General features: G+C 63.2%; 20 protein-coding genes, 1 tRNA gene and 1 pseudogene. 7 read left to right on the top strand and 15 right to left on the bottom strand.

Annotated features, from left to right (window positions below; genetic code table 11):
- Positions 1 to 53 precede the first annotated feature (53 nt).
- Both MUG98_RS06980 and MUG98_RS06975 read left to right on the top strand, forming a co-directional pair.
- Entirely contained in the window at positions 54 to 1,211 is a 1,158-nt protein-coding gene (locus MUG98_RS06980) for a thiolase family protein (protein ID WP_265111417.1), read from the top strand.
- Positions 1,208 to 1,567, top strand: a complete 360-nt coding sequence (locus MUG98_RS06975) for a nucleic acid-binding protein (RefSeq protein WP_265111416.1) — start codon at positions 1,208 to 1,210, stop codon at positions 1,565 to 1,567. The genes MUG98_RS06980 and MUG98_RS06975 overlap by 4 nt, the downstream gene beginning before the upstream one ends.
- On the opposite strand, the gene MUG98_RS06970 is transcribed toward MUG98_RS06975, so the two are convergent.
- Positions 1,564 to 2,373: a DUF7547 family protein gene (locus MUG98_RS06970; protein WP_265111415.1), complete on the bottom strand. Its 810-nt coding sequence runs from the start codon at positions 2,371 to 2,373 to the stop codon at positions 1,564 to 1,566. The genes MUG98_RS06975 and MUG98_RS06970 overlap by 4 nt on opposite strands.
- A 139-nt stretch (positions 2,374 to 2,512) precedes the next feature.
- Here MUG98_RS06970 and MUG98_RS06965 point away from each other — a divergent pair, with 139 nt between their 5' ends.
- From MUG98_RS06965 to MUG98_RS06955, 3 genes are all read left to right on the top strand, one after another.
- Positions 2,513 to 3,178: a DUF7504 family protein gene (locus tag MUG98_RS06965; protein WP_265111414.1), complete on the top strand. Its 666-nt coding sequence runs from the start codon at positions 2,513 to 2,515 to the stop codon at positions 3,176 to 3,178.
- 257 nt (positions 3,179 to 3,435) lie between these two features.
- The gene (locus MUG98_RS06960) at positions 3,436 to 4,188 is read left to right on the top strand and encodes a ribonuclease H-like domain-containing protein (protein WP_265111413.1); all 753 of its coding nucleotides are present in this window, start codon (positions 3,436 to 3,438) and stop codon (positions 4,186 to 4,188) included.
- Between the two features lie 128 nt (positions 4,189 to 4,316).
- The gene (locus MUG98_RS06955; RefSeq protein ID WP_265111412.1) at positions 4,317 to 4,715 is read left to right on the top strand and encodes an acyl-CoA thioesterase; all 399 of its coding nucleotides are present in this window, start codon (positions 4,317 to 4,319) and stop codon (positions 4,713 to 4,715) included.
- A 52-nt stretch (positions 4,716 to 4,767) separates the two neighbouring features.
- Here the strand turns inward: MUG98_RS06955 and ddfA are convergent, their stop codons facing one another.
- From ddfA to MUG98_RS06895, 13 genes and pseudogenes are all read right to left on the bottom strand, one after another.
- On the bottom strand, positions 4,768 to 5,061 hold the full coding sequence (ddfA, locus tag MUG98_RS06950; RefSeq protein WP_265111411.1) for a DdfA family disk-determining factor: 294 nt from the start codon (positions 5,059 to 5,061) through the stop codon (positions 4,768 to 4,770).
- Between the two features lie 459 nt (positions 5,062 to 5,520).
- The gene (locus MUG98_RS06945) at positions 5,521 to 6,336 is read right to left on the bottom strand and encodes a TrmB family transcriptional regulator (protein WP_265111410.1); all 816 of its coding nucleotides are present in this window, start codon (positions 6,334 to 6,336) and stop codon (positions 5,521 to 5,523) included.
- Positions 6,337 to 6,692: 356 nt separating this feature from the next.
- On the bottom strand, positions 6,693 to 6,995 hold the full coding sequence (locus MUG98_RS06940) for a helix-turn-helix domain-containing protein (protein WP_265111409.1): 303 nt from the start codon (positions 6,993 to 6,995) through the stop codon (positions 6,693 to 6,695).
- A 555-nt stretch (positions 6,996 to 7,550) separates the two neighbouring features.
- Complete coding sequence (locus tag MUG98_RS06935; protein WP_265111408.1) at positions 7,551 to 7,721, bottom strand: hypothetical protein; 171 nt, start codon at positions 7,719 to 7,721, stop codon at positions 7,551 to 7,553.
- 238 nt (positions 7,722 to 7,959) lie between these two features.
- Positions 7,960 to 8,694, bottom strand: coding sequence for an alpha/beta fold hydrolase (locus tag MUG98_RS06930; RefSeq protein WP_265111407.1), 735 nt, complete (start codon positions 8,692 to 8,694; stop codon positions 7,960 to 7,962).
- A gap of 77 nt (positions 8,695 to 8,771) precedes the next feature.
- Positions 8,772 to 8,996, bottom strand: a pseudogene (locus tag MUG98_RS25515) (DUF5131 family protein); the annotation flags it as partial.
- Positions 8,997 to 9,152: 156 nt separating this feature from the next.
- Entirely contained in the window at positions 9,153 to 9,302 is a 150-nt protein-coding gene (locus MUG98_RS06925; protein WP_265111406.1) for a hypothetical protein, read from the bottom strand.
- 126 nt (positions 9,303 to 9,428) lie between these two features.
- Positions 9,429 to 9,502: transfer RNA gene (locus MUG98_RS06920), tRNA-Thr, on the bottom strand.
- A 12-nt stretch (positions 9,503 to 9,514) separates the two neighbouring features.
- Positions 9,515 to 10,021 (bottom strand): GNAT family N-acetyltransferase, encoded by a 507-nt coding sequence (locus tag MUG98_RS06915; protein WP_265111405.1) that lies wholly within the window; start codon positions 10,019 to 10,021, stop codon positions 9,515 to 9,517.
- Positions 9,999 to 11,213 (bottom strand): phosphoglycerate kinase, encoded by a 1,215-nt coding sequence (locus MUG98_RS06910; RefSeq protein ID WP_265111404.1) that lies wholly within the window; start codon positions 11,211 to 11,213, stop codon positions 9,999 to 10,001. The genes MUG98_RS06915 and MUG98_RS06910 overlap by 23 nt, the downstream gene beginning before the upstream one ends.
- A 101-nt stretch (positions 11,214 to 11,314) precedes the next feature.
- On the bottom strand, positions 11,315 to 11,920 hold the full coding sequence (locus MUG98_RS06905) for a CBS domain-containing protein (protein WP_265111403.1): 606 nt from the start codon (positions 11,918 to 11,920) through the stop codon (positions 11,315 to 11,317).
- 92 nt (positions 11,921 to 12,012) lie between these two features.
- Entirely contained in the window at positions 12,013 to 12,774 is a 762-nt protein-coding gene (locus MUG98_RS06900; RefSeq protein WP_265111402.1) for a GTP cyclohydrolase III, read from the bottom strand.
- A 136-nt stretch (positions 12,775 to 12,910) separates the two neighbouring features.
- Entirely contained in the window at positions 12,911 to 13,237 is a 327-nt protein-coding gene (locus MUG98_RS06895; RefSeq protein WP_265111401.1) for a DUF5785 family protein, read from the bottom strand.
- Between the two features lie 242 nt (positions 13,238 to 13,479).
- On the opposite strand from MUG98_RS06895, the gene MUG98_RS06890 reads away from it, so the two are divergent.
- Both MUG98_RS06890 and MUG98_RS06885 read left to right on the top strand, forming a co-directional pair.
- Positions 13,480 to 13,911, top strand: a complete 432-nt coding sequence (locus MUG98_RS06890; protein WP_265111400.1) for a hypothetical protein — start codon at positions 13,480 to 13,482, stop codon at positions 13,909 to 13,911.
- Positions 13,912 to 14,877 carry an alpha/beta fold hydrolase gene (locus tag MUG98_RS06885; protein ID WP_265111399.1) on the top strand — a complete coding sequence of 322 codons (966 nt, stop codon included), beginning with the start codon at positions 13,912 to 13,914 and terminating at the stop codon, positions 14,875 to 14,877.
- Positions 14,878 to 15,364: 487 nt separating this feature from the next.
- Here the strand turns inward: MUG98_RS06885 and mct are convergent, their stop codons facing one another.
- Entirely contained in the window at positions 15,365 to 16,543 is a 1,179-nt protein-coding gene (gene mct / locus MUG98_RS06880) for a succinyl-CoA:mesaconate CoA-transferase (RefSeq protein WP_265111398.1), read from the bottom strand.
- Between the last annotated feature and the right edge of the window lie 118 nt (positions 16,544 to 16,661).

Raw genomic sequence — 16,661 nt, 5'->3', positions numbered from 1 at the left:
GCTACCGCTGTCGATCCCCTCCTTTTAACCTGCTGACCGGAGTCCGGTCAGCTATGGAACGTGTTGCAATTATCGGAGCTTCGATGACCCAGTTCGGGCAGCGCGAGAGCTGGATCCAGGACCTCCTCGCGGAGGCCGGAATCGAGTGCCTCGCGGACGCGGGTGTCGACGCGGCGGACGTCGAACACCTGTACGTCTCGAACATGGCCAGCGGCGAGTTCGAGGGACAGACCGGCGTGATGAACGCGCTGGCACACGATCTGGACGCGGTGCCGGCGTATACCCAGCGGATCGACCAGACGAGTTCCAGCGGCGGGGCGGGGATCTACGCCGCCTGGCAGTCGGTCGCGAGCGGAGCCAGCGACATGACGATGCTCGTCGGCGGAGAGAAGATGACCCACAAGACGACGGGGGAGGCGACGGACGTCATCGCGTCGCTGACCCACCCCGTCGAGTACAAGACCGGCGTCACGCTGCCGTCGTTCGCGGGCCTGACCGCGCGCCATTACCTCGAACGGTTCGACGCGCCCCGGGAGAGCCTCGGGAAGGTGGCCGTCAAGAACCACAGGAACGGCGTCGACAACCCGAAGGCCCAGTTCCGAAAGGAAGTCGACCTTGAGACGGTCCTCGAGTCGCCGATCGTCGCCGACCCGCTCCGGTTGTACGACTTCTGTCCGATCACGGACGGATCGGCCGCGCTGATGCTCTGCCCCGAAGACGTCGCCCAGGAGTACACGGACGACTACGCCGTCATCACGGGGATCGACGGCGCGACGGACACCCACGTCGTCCACGAGCGCGAGGATCCGACGATCATGGGCGGCGTCGTCGAAAGCGGGGCGGGCGCCTACGAGATGAGCGGCCGCGGGCCGGACGACGTCGACGTGGCGGAACTCCACGACATGTTCACGATCCTCGAATTCCTCCAGATGGAGGGGCTCGGCTTCGCCGAGCAGGGCGAGGCGTGGCAACTCGTCGAGGAGGGATACACCGAGCGCGATACCGGAGAACTGCCGATCAACACCTCCGGCGGGCTCAAGTCGAAGGGGCACCCGCTCGGCGCGAGCGGCGTCGCACAGGGCGTCGAGATCTACGAACAACTCGTCGGCGAGGCTGGCCCGCGGCAGGTCGAGGCGGACGTCGGGCTCTGCTGTAACGTCGGCGGCTTCGGGAACTGTGTGATCACGACCATCATGGAGGCAGCACGATGACGATGGAAGCCACGCGCTACGACGACGGTTCGATCAGCTACCCCGGACACCCGCGCGGTCCTGACGGCGCGGAACCGGTGGAAACGATCGATCTCAGCGAGCACACCGCCGAGGTCGTCACGTGGACGACCTCGACCGCGACGCCACCCGGCGTGCGCGAGCCGAACCACCTCGCGATCGTGGAGTTCACCATCGACGGCGAGGCGGTCCGCGCGATCGTCCAGCTCACGACCGGCGACGTCGAGACGGGCGACGAGGTCGGCCCGGTCTACGAAGAGGAACTTCGCGAGCCCGGCGCGGGTATCAGAGAACCCGAGAGTCAGGACTGGGACGGGTACCGGTTCGAACCGGTCTAGGTCTCGTCGTCGCCGTCGTTTTCGCTCTCCTCGCCGGCTGCGCCATCGGCGCCGTCCGAGACGCCATCGTCGTCGGGTTCGTCGCCGCCGGGTTCGTCGTCCGCAGCCGCGTCGATCCCGTCGTCCGCAGCCGTCGTGTCGGGGTCTGAAGCTCCCGGATCCTCGTCGGCCGGCGAGTACTGGTCTTTCAGCGTCTCGAGTTCGGCGTCCACGTCGACGTCTACCGCCGAGTTCGCGTCGTCGTCCGCGATGGACCCGTCGTCTCCGTCGTCCTCGGCCGAGTCGATGTCGATCTCGATCGATTCGCCCCGATCGGTCCCGGAATATCCTGCCCCCCGCAGTCGTCTGTCGACGTCGTCGCGCAACTCGCGTGCCTCCGAGAGGAGGTCGCGTGCCTCTTCGTCCGCGGGGAGTGCCCCCTCGGAGACGGCACGCTGGAGCTCCCCCAGCACGGTATCGAGTTGCGAGAGCGTGGTTCGGCGGAGTTCGCCCGCGCGATCGCTCGCGTCATCGATCTCGGTCCGGTCCCGTACCCGATCGCGGACCTCCCGTTCCGTGCGGACGATCTTGAGCCCGCGCTGGAACGCTTCGAGTGTGCGAACGCTGGCCTCGAGCGCGGCGAGCAGGGCCGGCACCGCGACCTCGTCCGTCAGCCGCAGGAGGTCCCCCGGCGTCGGGAGTCGGGGCGCCGGCGGCCGGATCGGCGACCGCCGACGCGAGTCGTCGAGCTCCGATCGGAGTTCGTCGATCGTCCGCGCGAGCTCGCGAATCGCCTCGGCGAGTTCGTCCTCGTCCTGGTCGACCATATCTCACGTACGGCCCCCGGTGCCAAAAGCCGGCCGATCGGGATGCTCGATCGACACCTGATATCACGGGCTGGTCGCCTTGTTAGAGCGCCCTAGGGCCACAATATTTATTTCGGTTCCGCCTGTTTTCCTTTAAAGGATGGAACGCGAGCCAGGGGGCGTCGCGCCGGAGTGGGCGACGTTTGTGCAAGCACTTGCCACGCTCAAGCGGGAGGGGAGTAACGTGCTGCTCGTCGGAGCCGATACTGCGGACGCTCACGACGCCGTCTGTCACCGGCTACTGGGCGAAACCGACTCCGATTCCCGCTACCGGTTGTTCGTCACGAACAGCGACATCCGCAGCACGTCTCACGGGAGCGACGGGAGCATCGAGTCTGCCCGGACGATCGACTACTCGAGGCTGGATCTGCCGGCGGTCGACCCGGCGACCACGAGGACGTCGCCCATCGACACGCTCGGTATCGAGATTATCGAAACGGTCGACGAACTGGACGACACCGCCGACGGCCTCGATCCGTCCGAACTTCGGGTCTGTATCGATTCCCTCGTGCCGCTCCTGCAGGAGCACACCACCGAGCACGTGTTCCGGTTGCTGCACCTGACGACCTCGCGCGTCGATCACGTCAACGGCATGGGTCACTATCACTTGCCGCTCGATCGTGACCACGACGCCGTCAATCTGTTCGAACCGCTGTTCGACGCGGTCGTCGAGGTTCGATCGCGCAGCGAGGGATACGAACAGCGCTGGCACCTGCGCGATCAGGACACGACGACGGACTGGATCTCGCTCGAGGGCCGCCGCTGACAGCCAGCGCACACCCGAACGACGGCTGTGCGATCGGCGTGTAATCCGTTTCGGTTGGTGCGATAACTGGGTTGTCGAGACCGGATCGCTTCTCTGGATCAGTCGATATCGATCGTCGCCGTGTCCCCGTCGACGGGAGGAACGAACGACGGGTGCGGAGGGAGATCCTCGTACTCGGCGTCGTCGTGCTCGCTGGCCGGCAGCCACGGCGGCGACGATCCAATCGTTTTTTATCGACGCCGCACCCCCGAACTGGTGTGCGAATCGAGAACAGTTTCATTCCCGTACGGGGCGTCGGCGAGGTTACCGAACGGCGACTGTGGGAACACGGGGTTACGCACTGGGACGAGTTCGACGGCAGCGTCGTCGGACCGACGATCGCCGATCGGATCGATGCCTTCATCGACGAGGGCCGGGACCACCTCGCGCGCGGTGACGTCGCCCCCTTTGCGGAGGCACTGCCGGCAGCGAGCCGATGGCGACTCTACGAGAACGTCAGGGACGACACCTGCTTCCTGGACATCGAGACGACCGGACTGGATGCCAGTTGCGAGGACGTCACGACGGTCACGTGCCACCGCGACGGCGAGACGACCACCTTCGTGAAGGACCGCGATCTCACGGGCCGCCGACTCGCCAGCGAACTCGATTCGGCGTCGCTTCTGGTCACTTTCAACGGCCAGCGGTTCGACGTCCCCTTCCTCGAGACCTGTTTCGACGTCGACGTCTCGGTGCCTCACCTCGATCTCATGTACCCGTGCAAGAAGCTGGGACTGGACGGCGGCCTCAAGGCGATCGAGCGGGACCTGGGTATCGATCGGGACGTGCCGGACCTGAGCGGCCGCGACGCCGTTCGGCTCTGGCACGAGTACGAGCGGGGCGACGATGCGGCACTCGAGACGCTCGTCGAGTACAACCGGGCCGACACGGTAAACATGAAGCCGCTGATGGAGATCGTCTCGGACCGACTCCACGAGGCCGTCTTCGAAGCGGCACAGCCCGACGCCTGATTCGGGGACTCGGTGCCGCGTCGTGGCCGGTGGCGGGCCCGAACCGACGCGACGGCGACCGGTGCGATCGGCGCTCGGAACGATCGTGACACCACATATACGGTGGTCGACTTCCTATCCCCGCGAGCATGACCGACTACTCCTACGAGACGGACGTCGACGTCCGACTTCGCGACATCGACTTCATGGGTCACGTCAACAACGCCGTCTACGCGTCGTACCTCGAGCAGGCACGACAGGCGTACTTCGTGGACGTCCTCGGGGTCTCGCTGACCGAGGCCGATACTGTGCTGGCGACCCTGGAAATCGACTACGTCAGCCCGATCGAGGCAGAAGAGGACGTCACCGTCGCCCTGCGGATTCCCGAACTCGGGAACTCGAGTCTTCCGATGGAATACGAGATCCGCGCCGACGGCGAGCGCGCGGCGACGGCCCGGACCGTTCAGGTCGTCGTCGATCGGGAGACGGGTCGATCGGCGCCGATTCCGACGGCGTGGCGGGCCCGGATCGAGACGGACCGCAACTGAGAGTCACCGCGGATTCGTCGACGTCCGGATCGAGCAGCGCACCCGATCGAATCTACTGTTGTGTGCGTGTCTGTTCCGAGAGTTCGACCTCGCCGTCGCTCGTGACGACCACGTCGTAGCCACAGAAGGGGAATTCGACGCGTCCGGTGGACCGATCCGATCCGTTCTGGCGGGGAGCAAACAGCGAATCGAGAGCTTCGGGGTTGACGACGTCGTAGAGTGCCTCGTACTCCGGCGGTTCGAGTTCTACTGGATCGATACCTTCCCGTTCAGCGACAGCAGCAATAACTTCGAAACTGAGCGACGCGGCCTCGTTCGCGTCCGAACGGTCTAGTGAGAGCAGCATTGATCGGACTCTTTCCGTCGCCCGATATAAATCCTCTGGCCCCAATCCGAGCTTGTAGTACATATTTGAACATCAATGGGTACTATACTTCGATAGCGACTATTTTGGGTACGAGATCAATTCTAATATTGTTACTGTATCTCATTATGGAACAGTTCAAGCGGAAATATTCGAGTCGCAGGCAGGGGTTGTACGCGATCGATCGCCCGACGTGTGGGGAATCTGATGCAAGGGACGGTTCACCGCGGGGCGCAGCGGCCCGGCCGCGTCCGGTCTCGAGTGCTATCTCCACCCTCGACAGCGTGTTCATCCGGCGGAACGAACGTCCCGAGTCGTGAAGCGGCCCTCGACGACGCGTTCGTCGCCGACGGAGTCGCGAGATAACCGATCCGTGCCTCTCGTCAGCAGTCTCGATGGTGAGAGGGTCGTCGGACCACTGTCGATCGTCCGCTCACGGCGTCACTTTCCGGGATCTTTCGTCGCGGCCAGCCCCGACGTCACCAATCGCCGAAGCAGTACCACGAACCCGTTTTCGAGGCCGCTGGCGAAGATCGCCTGCTCTTGTGCCCTGGCATCGTCAGCGTCCGGATAGTACGAGCCGACGAGCAGCGTTTCGCGATCGACGAGCAGGATCCGACTGATCGCGACGTCGTCACCGTGGCCGCTAGTGAGCCAGTCGAGGCCCGTTTCGAAGATCCGAAAATTGGGAAGTTCGCCCCCGAGCGTCTCGGTGATCGCTTCCGTCTGCCCGCCGAGCAGAATCGAGAGGTCACGGTCCGCCGCGTCCTGCAGACCGTCGAATATCATGCCTGAGAGGATCGATTTGTCGACGACGAGCAGCGCGATTTCGGACTCCGCGTTCTCGATGAGTTCGAGCGTTCGGGCTTCGATCGCCTCGTGGCCGATCAACGACCAGACTTCCTGAACCTGATCGTCGTCCGTCGCCGTGTCCTTGACGTCCGTATTTTCGAGATGCGTCTCGAGCGTCTCGATCCGATCGTTGTACTTCTGGCGGAGCATCTGCGTCGCCTCGGTGACGTTGACGGCGCGGTACACCTGGGGACTCGAGTGCTGGACCTCGACCAGCCCCTGTGACTCGAGAACGCGGATGGCATCGTACACCCGGGTACGTGGAACGCCCGAGAGTTCGTGGATCTCCTTTGCCGTCCCGCTCGGAAGCTTGTTCAACGCCATAAAACAGCGTGCTTCGTACTCCTGGAGCCCGAGTTCCTGTAACAGACTAATCGCCTCTGATGTAATTTCGTCCTGTGTCATGGCCCAACCACGAATTCGGATATCCGAACACGCGGATTAGAGCCTGAGGATGGAAAAGGATTCGTGTATCTTATTCCTGTCATCTGACGGTTCCGTCGTCTCCGAACGGGTTTTACGTCACCCGGCCTGTCACACGATTTCCGTTCACTCAGATAATCACACAAGGTACTTGACGCTACGGTCGGTATGAGTAAACGGCGAGTCCCGTTACGGCCCAACCACGACGGGACTCGCTAGTTTTCCACTCCATAGCGAGCGCATCCGCTCGTCATCGTCGGACCGATAGGGGGTAGTTCTCCGCTAAATAGACGGTGGCCCGATCGTACGCCCGGAGAGAGAATCCGTCTCTGACGCCGTCACAACCAGCCGTCGGGGAGTTCGTCTCGATGCTCGTCCAGCAGTTCCAGAACCGGTTTGATCTCGTCGAACTGCGGGCCTTTCACCGCGACCTCGTCGTCCGGATGCCAGTCGATAAAGCCGTAGTCGGCCAACTTGGGCAAGTGGACGTGGTATTTCTGGGCCATCTCCACCTCGGTCTCCTCTATGTTCCACGGGACGCCGGACAGGTCGGAGATGTCTTGCGGATTGTGGTCCAACAAGGCGACTAACAACCGACGACGGTGGACATCTGCGAGCGCATCGAATACCTTGTCGGCCATCGTAGAATCTTGACGGCTATTCGTCCGCCAACTGCTTAACCCTGCAACATTTTCACAATGACGTGTTGTTTTGATTAACTGAGTGACGGCGGAATCCATCCGGTTCGCAGAGACGCGGCGAGTGGGATTTGAACAGGGGTGAAGCGAACCGGAGCGGCCGTGGTTCGAATTCCACAAAACGTTGCCGACGCGAGCAAATACGAGAGCGTCAGCAAGCCGGTAGATAGATTCCGATGTGAAACGGCCGTTCGCTACAGCGCGAACTGAACGCTATCGGTGCGAACCGAGCAGGCGTCGAGTGCCGTATTCAATTCCGCCGACGATGAAGGCGACAATCAGCGGGAGAAACCAAAATGGAATCACGAGTTCGAACAGGGTTGGCGTGAGACCTGCACCGGGGGACTGTGCTGAATCGATCACGGCGGACCACGAGATGATGAGTGTCCATGACGGAGTCATTCTCTGTAGTCAGCACACAGTTTCTGACAGCTTCCGGATAGTTAGTGCAGGCGCTGCTGAATAGATAGCGCGTATCTCACCCCGCAACTCCATTGATTAGTTGGCAATAATTCGGGCGATCCAGACGATCGGGATCACCGGGATGGCCAATCCGGTGACCAGGAGCACGATTGCGATCACGACTTTCTCGGCGCGACTCGACTCATGCCATATCGACTGCCACAGATCATCGATCGCCTGTGCCGTTCGGTGGATCAATCCAGCCATAGATGATGCTGAGGGTATAGAGACGGAAAATCTCACGGCATGCAAAGAATTGGGCGCCTCCGTTTCACAACGTCTGAGACATTCGTCTTCACAGGCTCCTCTTCCACGTCTCCCCGGTTAATGCGAGTAGAACCAAATCGCTCTATTGTGCTGGATACACCCTCTCTATTCAGCACGCCGCTCTTGCCAACGACTCGTTAGTTCTGGTCTCGTCTGCTGAATAGAGAGCGCGTGTCGCTCACAGCGAGTCTACGAACTGGCTCAAGACCCGATTGAACCGTTCAGGCTCCTCGAACGGCGGACAGTGGCCACTCGCCTCGAAGAGTTCTACTCTCGCGTCGGGCACGAGTTCCGCGACATTTCGAACGGCGTCGATCGAGCCTCTCGTCTCGGCAGTGCCGGCACAGACCAGCATCGGGACATCGATCTCGGGGGGACGGCTCGATAGTCTCGGGTGTGTGTCGAACAGGATGGCGCTCTGGATTGGGGGTGGTGTCCGGCTGATTTCGTCGTACTGTAAGGATCTCGTTTCGGCCGTGGGATTGGCGAAGACCTGTTCCGTGAACCGATCGACGAGGCCGAGCTGGTCGGACTGGGCCAGTTCGAGCAGGCTCTGGATGTCCCCGAGCCAAGCGAGTCCATAGTTGTAGTCGTCCCACTGGAACCGGGTTGCTTCGATGTCGACATCAACCAGCCCGCGAATCCGGTTGGTGCCGAACTGATCCACGTAGTCCCAGGAGACGAATGCGCCCATCGACCAACCGACGACGATGACGTCCTCGAGGTCTTGCTGTTCGACGAACGCGTGGAGATCTCGGGCATACTGAGGGACCGTGTGGCCGAGTTCGGTTTTCTCCGACCGACCGTGTCCCCTAAAATCGAATGCGATCGCCCGACAGTCGTCCGAAAGCCCGGCCAACTGCGGCTCGAAGAACCGGAGTTCGAGGATCTCGCGGGCCCACGCATGGTCCATTTCCCGCCGATCGTCGGCCGCCCACTCTCGCCGCCGACGACCGCCCAGTCGATGTGGTCCAGTGCGACCTCGCCGATCGGCTCGATCAGTGGCTCGAAGCTGACCCACTTCGTCGCGACGTCGACGTCGCGCAGTTGCTCGATTCGGTGAGTCGTCGACGGGAGCTCACCTCCGGGGCCCGAGCCGACGGCTGTCCCGAGCCAGACGTTTTCTGGCCAGTCGAGTCCCCATTCCGAAGCATGATGTGGCCGTTTCGTCAGGAAGATCCAGACGTGCTGGGGATGTTCGCGAACGCGATCCACTTCTGAAGGATCTTCCCTTCGACCGGCGACTCGATCTTCTCGAGGTCGACGATCTCCTCTTCGAACTTCTGGACTCGGCCTTCGAGGTCGTTTACCTTCGCGAGCGCCCGCTGGGCGACCTGGTGGGCGTCCTCGGGTCGGACGTCCGGCTCTTCCTCAGACGTCCCAGATCACCTCGGAGCCCTCGGCACAGTCTCCACAGACCGTCCGCTTGCCGTGCTCTGGATGTCGGATGATGACGTCGGCCCCTTCGGTACAGCCGAGTGCTCCGCAGAACGGGCCGAACCCGTCAGTCGCGGAGCTCAAGCGCTGACACCATCGTTCGGGCCGGTGGTAGAAGGGGCTTTGAATCTAAGGTCCGAATTACTGGCTTTCTCGAAACACCCGGAACAGCCGATACCAGTCAGTAGAGGCTTCGAAACCAGGGATTTAAGCCAGGGGTGGGATTCGAACCCACGAAGTCTCGATTACAAGTCGAGTGCATGAACCGCCCATGCTCCCCTGGCGCTGGGTACGAGTTAGCCGTCCTCCTTTGAGTGTGTATCGTTTTCCGACCGATCGGCGATCGATCGCGACATGCCGATCCGGAACGAGTCGTACCCCTGTGACCGGTAGAACCGCCGAGCGGCCTCGTTGTCGGCCATCACCTCGAGGAGCAGTTCCTCGGCACCTCGAGCCGCGAGTGATTCTTCGGCGGCCGCGAGCAGCGCCGTCCCGATCCCCCGATCGCGATGGGCCGGTTCGACGTAGAGGTTCGAGAGCACGCCCCTCGTCGCGTCGAGTTCCAGCGAGCCGCGTTCGATCGAGAACGAGGCGAACCCGACGATGGCCCCGTCGACGCGCGCGACGAGGAGCCCGTCCGCGTGCAGGTGGGCCGCGAGGGTCTCCCGCATCGCCTCCCGGTTCGGGGCGGCGCGAACGGCCGACCCGTACTCGCGCTGGCCGCGAGCGAGACGGACCCACAGCTCCGTGATCGTCTCGAGGTCGTCCGGGGTCGCCGGTTCAATCAGTGGTTCGTCCGTCATCCTCGAGCGCCGTCACGGCCGGCAACGGTTCGGCAGTGAGCATCCGGAGGGCTGCACCGCCACCGGTACTGACGTGGGAGAACCCCTCGACCCCGAGCTGGCGGAGCGCGGACGCGGTGTCGCCGCCGCCGACGATGCTGGTCGGGACCCCCGTCGCGGCGTCGTAGAGGTCCCGCGTGCCGTGTTCGAAGGCCGCCTCCTCGAAGACGCCGGCCGGGCCGTTGAGGATGACCGTCGCGGCGTCGTCGAGGATCCGACGGTAGTACTCGAGCGTCGAGCTCCCGACGTCCATCGCTGCCTCGCCCTCCTCGGGCGGGAGCGCATTGATGCCGAGTTCGTGACGGTCACCGTCACGGGAGACGGCGACGTCTCGCGGGATCGCGATCCGGTTCCCGTACGCGTCCAGCAGGTCGCTCGCGCGATCGATCTCGTCCCAGTAGCCCTGGTCGTAGATAAAATCCGAGCTCGCGTCGCCGAGATCGACGCCGTCGGCGATGAGGAAGACGTTGCCGACCACGCCGGCCGTCAGGACGTGATCTGCCAGTCCCTTCTCCAGGACGCTCCAGGCGACGTCGATCGAGTCGGGCACTTTCGTACCGCCGAGGACGTAGACCCGGGGTTCCGGCGTCTCCTCGATCGAGCCCAGTACGTCGAGTTCGGTCTCCATGACCCGGCCGGCGTAGCCGGGCAGCACCGAGGGAAAGCCGACGAGTGAGGGCTGCGAGCGGTGAGCGGCCGCGAAGGCGTCGTTGACGTAGGCGTCGAGCACCGGTTCGAGCCCCTCGACGAGGTGGGTCCGGGCGGCGCGTTCGGGTTCGAACTCCATGTACTCCTCGCTGTAGAAGCGCGTGTTCTCGAGCACGACGCAGTCGCCGTTTCCGAGGTCCCCGACGGCCTCGCGGGCGGCGCTGCTAAACGTCGCGTCGACGTAGTCGACCGGGCGATCGAGCAGTTTCGAGAGCCGATCGGCGTGAGATGCGAGGGAAACGAAATCGTCGCTGCCGGGTCGGCCCTGGTGAGCGAGGACGGCGACCCGACCGCCACGATCGAGCAGTTCCGAGAGGGTGTCGACGTGGGCACGCAGTCGGGCGTCGTCGGCGAGCCCACCGTCGTCGTCGATGGGGCTGTTGACGTCGACGCGGACGCCGACGGTAGTCCCTTCGACGTCGAGGTCGTCGAGGGTAGCGATCATTACCGACCAGTCCATTGCGGCACCCGAAAGGTCTTACTATCGCAGTGATACGCGTCGGCGAACGGTACCAGGAGAGACGGGACGGCCGATTCCGGCGGCGATCACATCGACCGGCAGTCCGAACAGACCAGTTGCCCGTTCGCGTCCCACAGCGAATCGGCGAGCGAGCCACAGGCCTCACAGACCCCTTGCGTCGAGTACTCGTCGCCGCCGTTGGGGAGCAACTGCTCGTCGGTGCTTTCGACGGCGAGCGGCGCGGTGTCGTCGACCGGTCGGTCCCGATCGAGCGTGGCCTCGGTCGATCGACTCGGTGCGACCGTTCCCTGGAACGACCCCGCGGCGGCGATGACGTCGCGCTGGGTGACCACGCCGAGGAGGTCGTCGTCCTCCTCGACGACGATGTTGCGCACGTCCTGGCGACTCATCATGGTCGCCACGTCGGAGAGCGATCGATCGGGCGTGACGGTGATGACCGGCGTGGTCATGACCTCGCCGATGGTCGTTTCGCCTGGCTCGCGTTCGTCGGCGACGATCCCGAGAACGTCCCACTCGGTCATGATTCCGACCGGGTCGGTGCCGCGAACGACCAGCACGCAACTCGCCCGTTCGTCGCGCATGAGGCGGACGGCGCCGAGAACGCTATCGGACTCGCTGACGCCGACGTATTCGGTCGTCAAGACGTCCCTGACCGACAGTTCCGATTCCATGTGTGAACAATGCCTACAGATGGGCTAAAAGCTACCCCCGGCACGCTTAAGCCGGTGCGTGGTGAAGTTCCGCGTCTCGGGTATCGAGCCGTCTACCGGTCGAGTTCGACCCTGGTCCCGTCGGCCCGGCAGGTTTCGAGGGCGTGTTTTGCGGCGAACCCGGCGTCGTGAGCACTCGCGCCGCGACCGACGCCGACCTGCAGTTCGACGTCGACGGTCTCCTCGACGTGGTAGATCGCGTCCTCGTAGTCGCCTTTCTCGAGGTCGGGACAGACGACGATGACGTTGTCCCCGCCGACGAAGAACGAGAGGCTGTCGTGGGAGTAGCGCATGTGGCGCATCAGTTCCGCGTACCCCTGTTCGATCTCGATGAAGCTATCGAAGGCGTTGAGTTCGTCCGTGTAGTTGCCGGTCGCGTCGATCACGTCGAAGTGCGCGATCTGGACGTCCGCGTCGGACCGGTGGGCGTCCTCGATGACTCTCCCTTCGAGGATCTCGCGGCGGTTCCTGTCCTGTGCGCTGCCGGCCTCCTGGATCCGCACGGTGGCGTCGGCGAGCGCCTGCACGGGATTCGTCCCGGTCGCGACGCCCAGGCTGAGCGTCACCGGATACCGGTTTCCGATCGATTCCTGGAGGAGTTCGTGATCGGCCATCGAGAGTCCGTTCGTGACCGCGATCATGTTGTCGAAGCGCGTGAAGAAGACGTAGCCGTCACGGTTGCCGACGAACTGGGAGATGTCGGCGTAGAGTCGCGACTGGAGCGTCTGGAGGTCAGCCTCGCGGCGTGGCTCCGGGGTCACCGTCCACGGCCCGTAGTTGTCGATCTGGACCAGCGTTACCTGCGTGTTAGTCACGGTGGGGGAAATTTTCGAACGCCCTCGTATAAGTGATACGTAATCCAGATTCGTGATGGGGTCGGCGAAAACGGATCGCGGATCCGATCGAATCCGGTTCGCACCTGTTCGAGTCGACTGTGGCCCGCCTAATGCCCTACGCGTGTTTCTTCTCGGGATCTTTCCCCTTCGGGTGGTACTCCCAGAAGTCGCCCGCCCGCATCGCGTCGCCGACGGCCTTGTGCATGTCGACCATCGTCTCGAACTCCTCGGGTTCGACGTACTCGAAGATGTCGCGAAGCGCGACGACGCGTTCGTGGTTGATCCGGATTGGATCGTCGCCGTGCTCCTCAACGAACTCGTCGCGGTTCATCGGGAAGTCCTCCTCTTCGTCGACCTTGTCGGCGATGATCCGCATGTCGAACTTGCGCATCCCCTCGCTGCCTTTCTCCCCGTCGGGATCGAACGGCCAGTCCGTGCTCATACGGAGACGTGTGCAGGGGTCCCGCAAAAGGGTTACTCTCCGTCGTCGAACCACTCACTACGCGCCATCGGCCCTGCCGGTGTGAAACGGGTCCTCCTGCGAGTCGCAGATCGGGACGACGAGTCGCACTCGTAGGTTTCGTCCTGTCTCCAGGGACCCACCTGTATGCTTTCCAATTACTTTCGTATTGGATGCTACCGTGTAAGATTCATTATCCACATCGGTGCAGGTCCTCCTGCGATATGGCAACCGAAACAGAATTCGCAAGTCACGAATGGTGGGAGTCGTTCAAGGAAACAGTCAACGACGACCCGGAGATGCAGGTCCGGGGCCACGACAAGTTCGACGAGAATTTCTACGTCGAAATCGGCGACGAACGGGTCCTGATCGAGATGCACGGCGGGCAGATTTCGGAGATCGTGCCGAATCCGACGATGAACCACCGGTGGTCGTTCGGCGTCGAGGGCGATCGCGAGGCCTGGGAGGAGTTCGTCCAGGAGACGCCGCCTGCGTTCAACCACGAGATCATCGCTTCGCACTACCGGTCCGCCGTTCGAAACGAGGACGGCCACCTGCAACTGACCGGCGACAACAAGAAAATCTTCCAGAACCTGCGTGCGTTCCAGCGGACGCTCGACCTGATGCGAGTTACACACAACGACGGAGGGACCTAGATGAGTACCAGCTACCAACCCGGCGACGTCGAACCGATCACCGGCAAGTACGTTCACGCGGAGGTCGAAGGCGTCGACCACCGAATCTACTTCGAGGAGGCTGGACCGGAAGACGGGACGCCGCTGCTCTGTCAACACACAGCGGGGAACAACTGCCAGGAGTGGCGGCACCTGCTGACCGACGAGGATATCACCGACGAGTTCCGCGTCATCGCACACGACCTCCCCTACCACGGCAAGTCGGTTCCGCCGACGACCCAGGAGTGGTGGACGGAGGACTACACGATGACCGCGAAGAAGTTCACCGAGACGCTGGTCGCCATCGCCGACGCCCTCGATCTCGAGGATCCCATCTACATGGGATCGAGCATGGGCGGAAACATCACCCTCGAGCTGGCTGACTGGTACCCGGATCGGTTCCGGGCGCTGATCGGCCTCGAGTGCGGTGCCCACAGTCCCGGCTTCTACATCGACTGGCTCGATCACCCGCAGGTCAACACGACGGAGGTCAACGCCTACGCGTGCTGGGGACTGATGGCACCCCAGAGCCCCGAACAGTTCCGCCGAGAGACGATGTATCTCTACGAACAGGGTGCGACGGGCGTGTTCAAAGGTGACCTGTACTACTACTCCGTCGATCACGACTACCGGGACAAACTCGACCAGGTCAACGCCGACGAGTGCCCGCTGTACATCGTCAACGGCGAATACGATTACCTGACGACGCCCGAGGACGGCCGCCAGACCGCGGAGGGGGTCGGCGACGGTGCAGTCGCGATCGAGATGGCCGAGATCGGTCACTTCCCGATGAGCGAACACCCGGAACTGTTCAACGCCTACGTTCGCGAGATACTCGACGTCATCACCGGGGAACGTGACGAGGCGCTGCCGGACGTGATCACGCCGGACGACGTCGGCATCGAGTACCATCCGCCCGGCCCCGCCAGAGAGAAACCCGCCGAGTGAGACGGTCGGCTCCCGCGATCGTCGGTCGCGAACTGACGCTGCGATCGACCTGGACTGACCGGGAGCCCGCCGTACAGGGCTGCGATCGCCGCCGCTTCGAGACCGAACTGTTATTTTTTCGCGTCTCGACTCCCGATCCCGTCAGATCGTCCCTCGATCGGTAATCCCCGCTTGCAGAAGAACTATATCCCCTGTGGATAGTTCTCCAGGCACACACCAATGCACGACGCTGACGCACCGACGGGACAGTACGCTGCAGACAGTCTGGATGACGGATCCGTTCGTATCTACGACACGGAGAACGAAGACGCCTGGATTCGCTCCGATATGCCGATCGAAATCGCCTGGCAAACTTGATCAGTTCGGCTCCACGATCGCCCGTCCGTTGCCCGCTGACGTTCCGCAACGGTACTGCTCGAACAGTGCCCTCACAGGACGCTACTGGTAGCCGTGGAGACTGAAAATCTGCGAACGCCTGAACCCCCTTTCAGTCGTCAGCCGTCGTCTCCGCGTCGGCTGCCTCGCCGAGGATCTCCTCGCGGTGCTCGTCGAGCAGCGGGGCCCGGCCGCGGGGCTCGGGATTGGTTTCGGTCATCTTTATCGGCGTGCCCGCGATTTCGACCTCCGCGTCGGCGCCGGGCTGTTCGACCGGCACGAGCATGTCCCGATCGTGGACGTGCGGGTCCTCGAAGATGTCCTCGGTGTTCTGAACGGGTGCGACCGGCACGCGGCCCTCGAGGGTGTCGACGAGGTCGTCGTTCTCCAGTTCGGCGGCCCACGCGGCGATCTCCTCGCGCAGTCGGTCGCGGTTCTTGAGCCGCGACGCCGGGTCGGAATACTCCGCCGCGAGCTCCGGCCGATCCATCGCCTCGCAGACCTCCTGCCAGTGGTTGTTTCCGAACGCGGCGATGACGGCGTGACCGTCGGCGGTCTCGAAGGCGTCGTAGGGGAACAGCGTCGGGTGGGAGTTGCCGCGGCGGGTCGGCGGCTCGCCGGTGTAGGACTGCTGGTAGATCGCCCGCTCGGTCATGCTGATCATCGAATCGTACATCCCCGTGTCGACGTACTGGCCGTCACCGGTCTGTGCACGGTGATTGACCGCCGCGAGGATGCCGATGCAGTTCAGCGTCGCGGTGAAGAGGTCGCCGATGCCGGGACCGACCTTCGTCGGCGGGCCGTCCTCCTGTCCGGTGATCTCCATTACGCCGCCCAGCGCCTGCGCGATGAGGTCGAACGACGGCTGACCCTGCCGGTGCGTCTCGCCCGTGCGCGGGTCGCCGAAGCCGCGGATCGAGGAGTAGATCAGTTGCGGGTTGTACTCCTTCAGCGTCTCGTAGCCGAGGTCGTACTTCTCCATCGTCCCCGAGCGGTAGTTCTCGACGACGACGTCCGCCTCTTCGACGAGCGAGAGGAAGTCCTCCCGGTCCGACTCGTCGCCGAAGTCCAGTTCGATACTTCGCTTGCCGCGGTTGACGCTCTGGAAGTACCCGCCGTAGGCTTCCTCGTCTGGGTCGTCGACGAACGGGGGGTTCGATCGAATCAGGTCGCCGCCCGGACGTTCGATCTTCACGACGTCCGCGCCCATGTCCGCGAGTAACATCGTACAGTACGGCCCGGCGAGGACCTGGGTCAGGTCCAGCACGCGAAGGTTCGACAGTGCTCCCATGTACCGCCCACTTTTCGCAGCGGTCCCAAAACCTTTACCATCGATAATGTAGTTTGTGACCTCGTGCCATAGAGACGGTGTTAGGATGTTTAAGGAGTATTATCATGGAAGATCATTA

The sequence above is a fragment of the Halosolutus halophilus genome, assembly GCF_022869805.1.
Lineage (GTDB): Archaea > Halobacteriota > Halobacteria > Halobacteriales > Natrialbaceae > Halosolutus > Halosolutus halophilus.
Note: the sequence above shows the minus strand (reverse complement) of the source record. Positions and strands in the feature narration are given on the sequence as shown.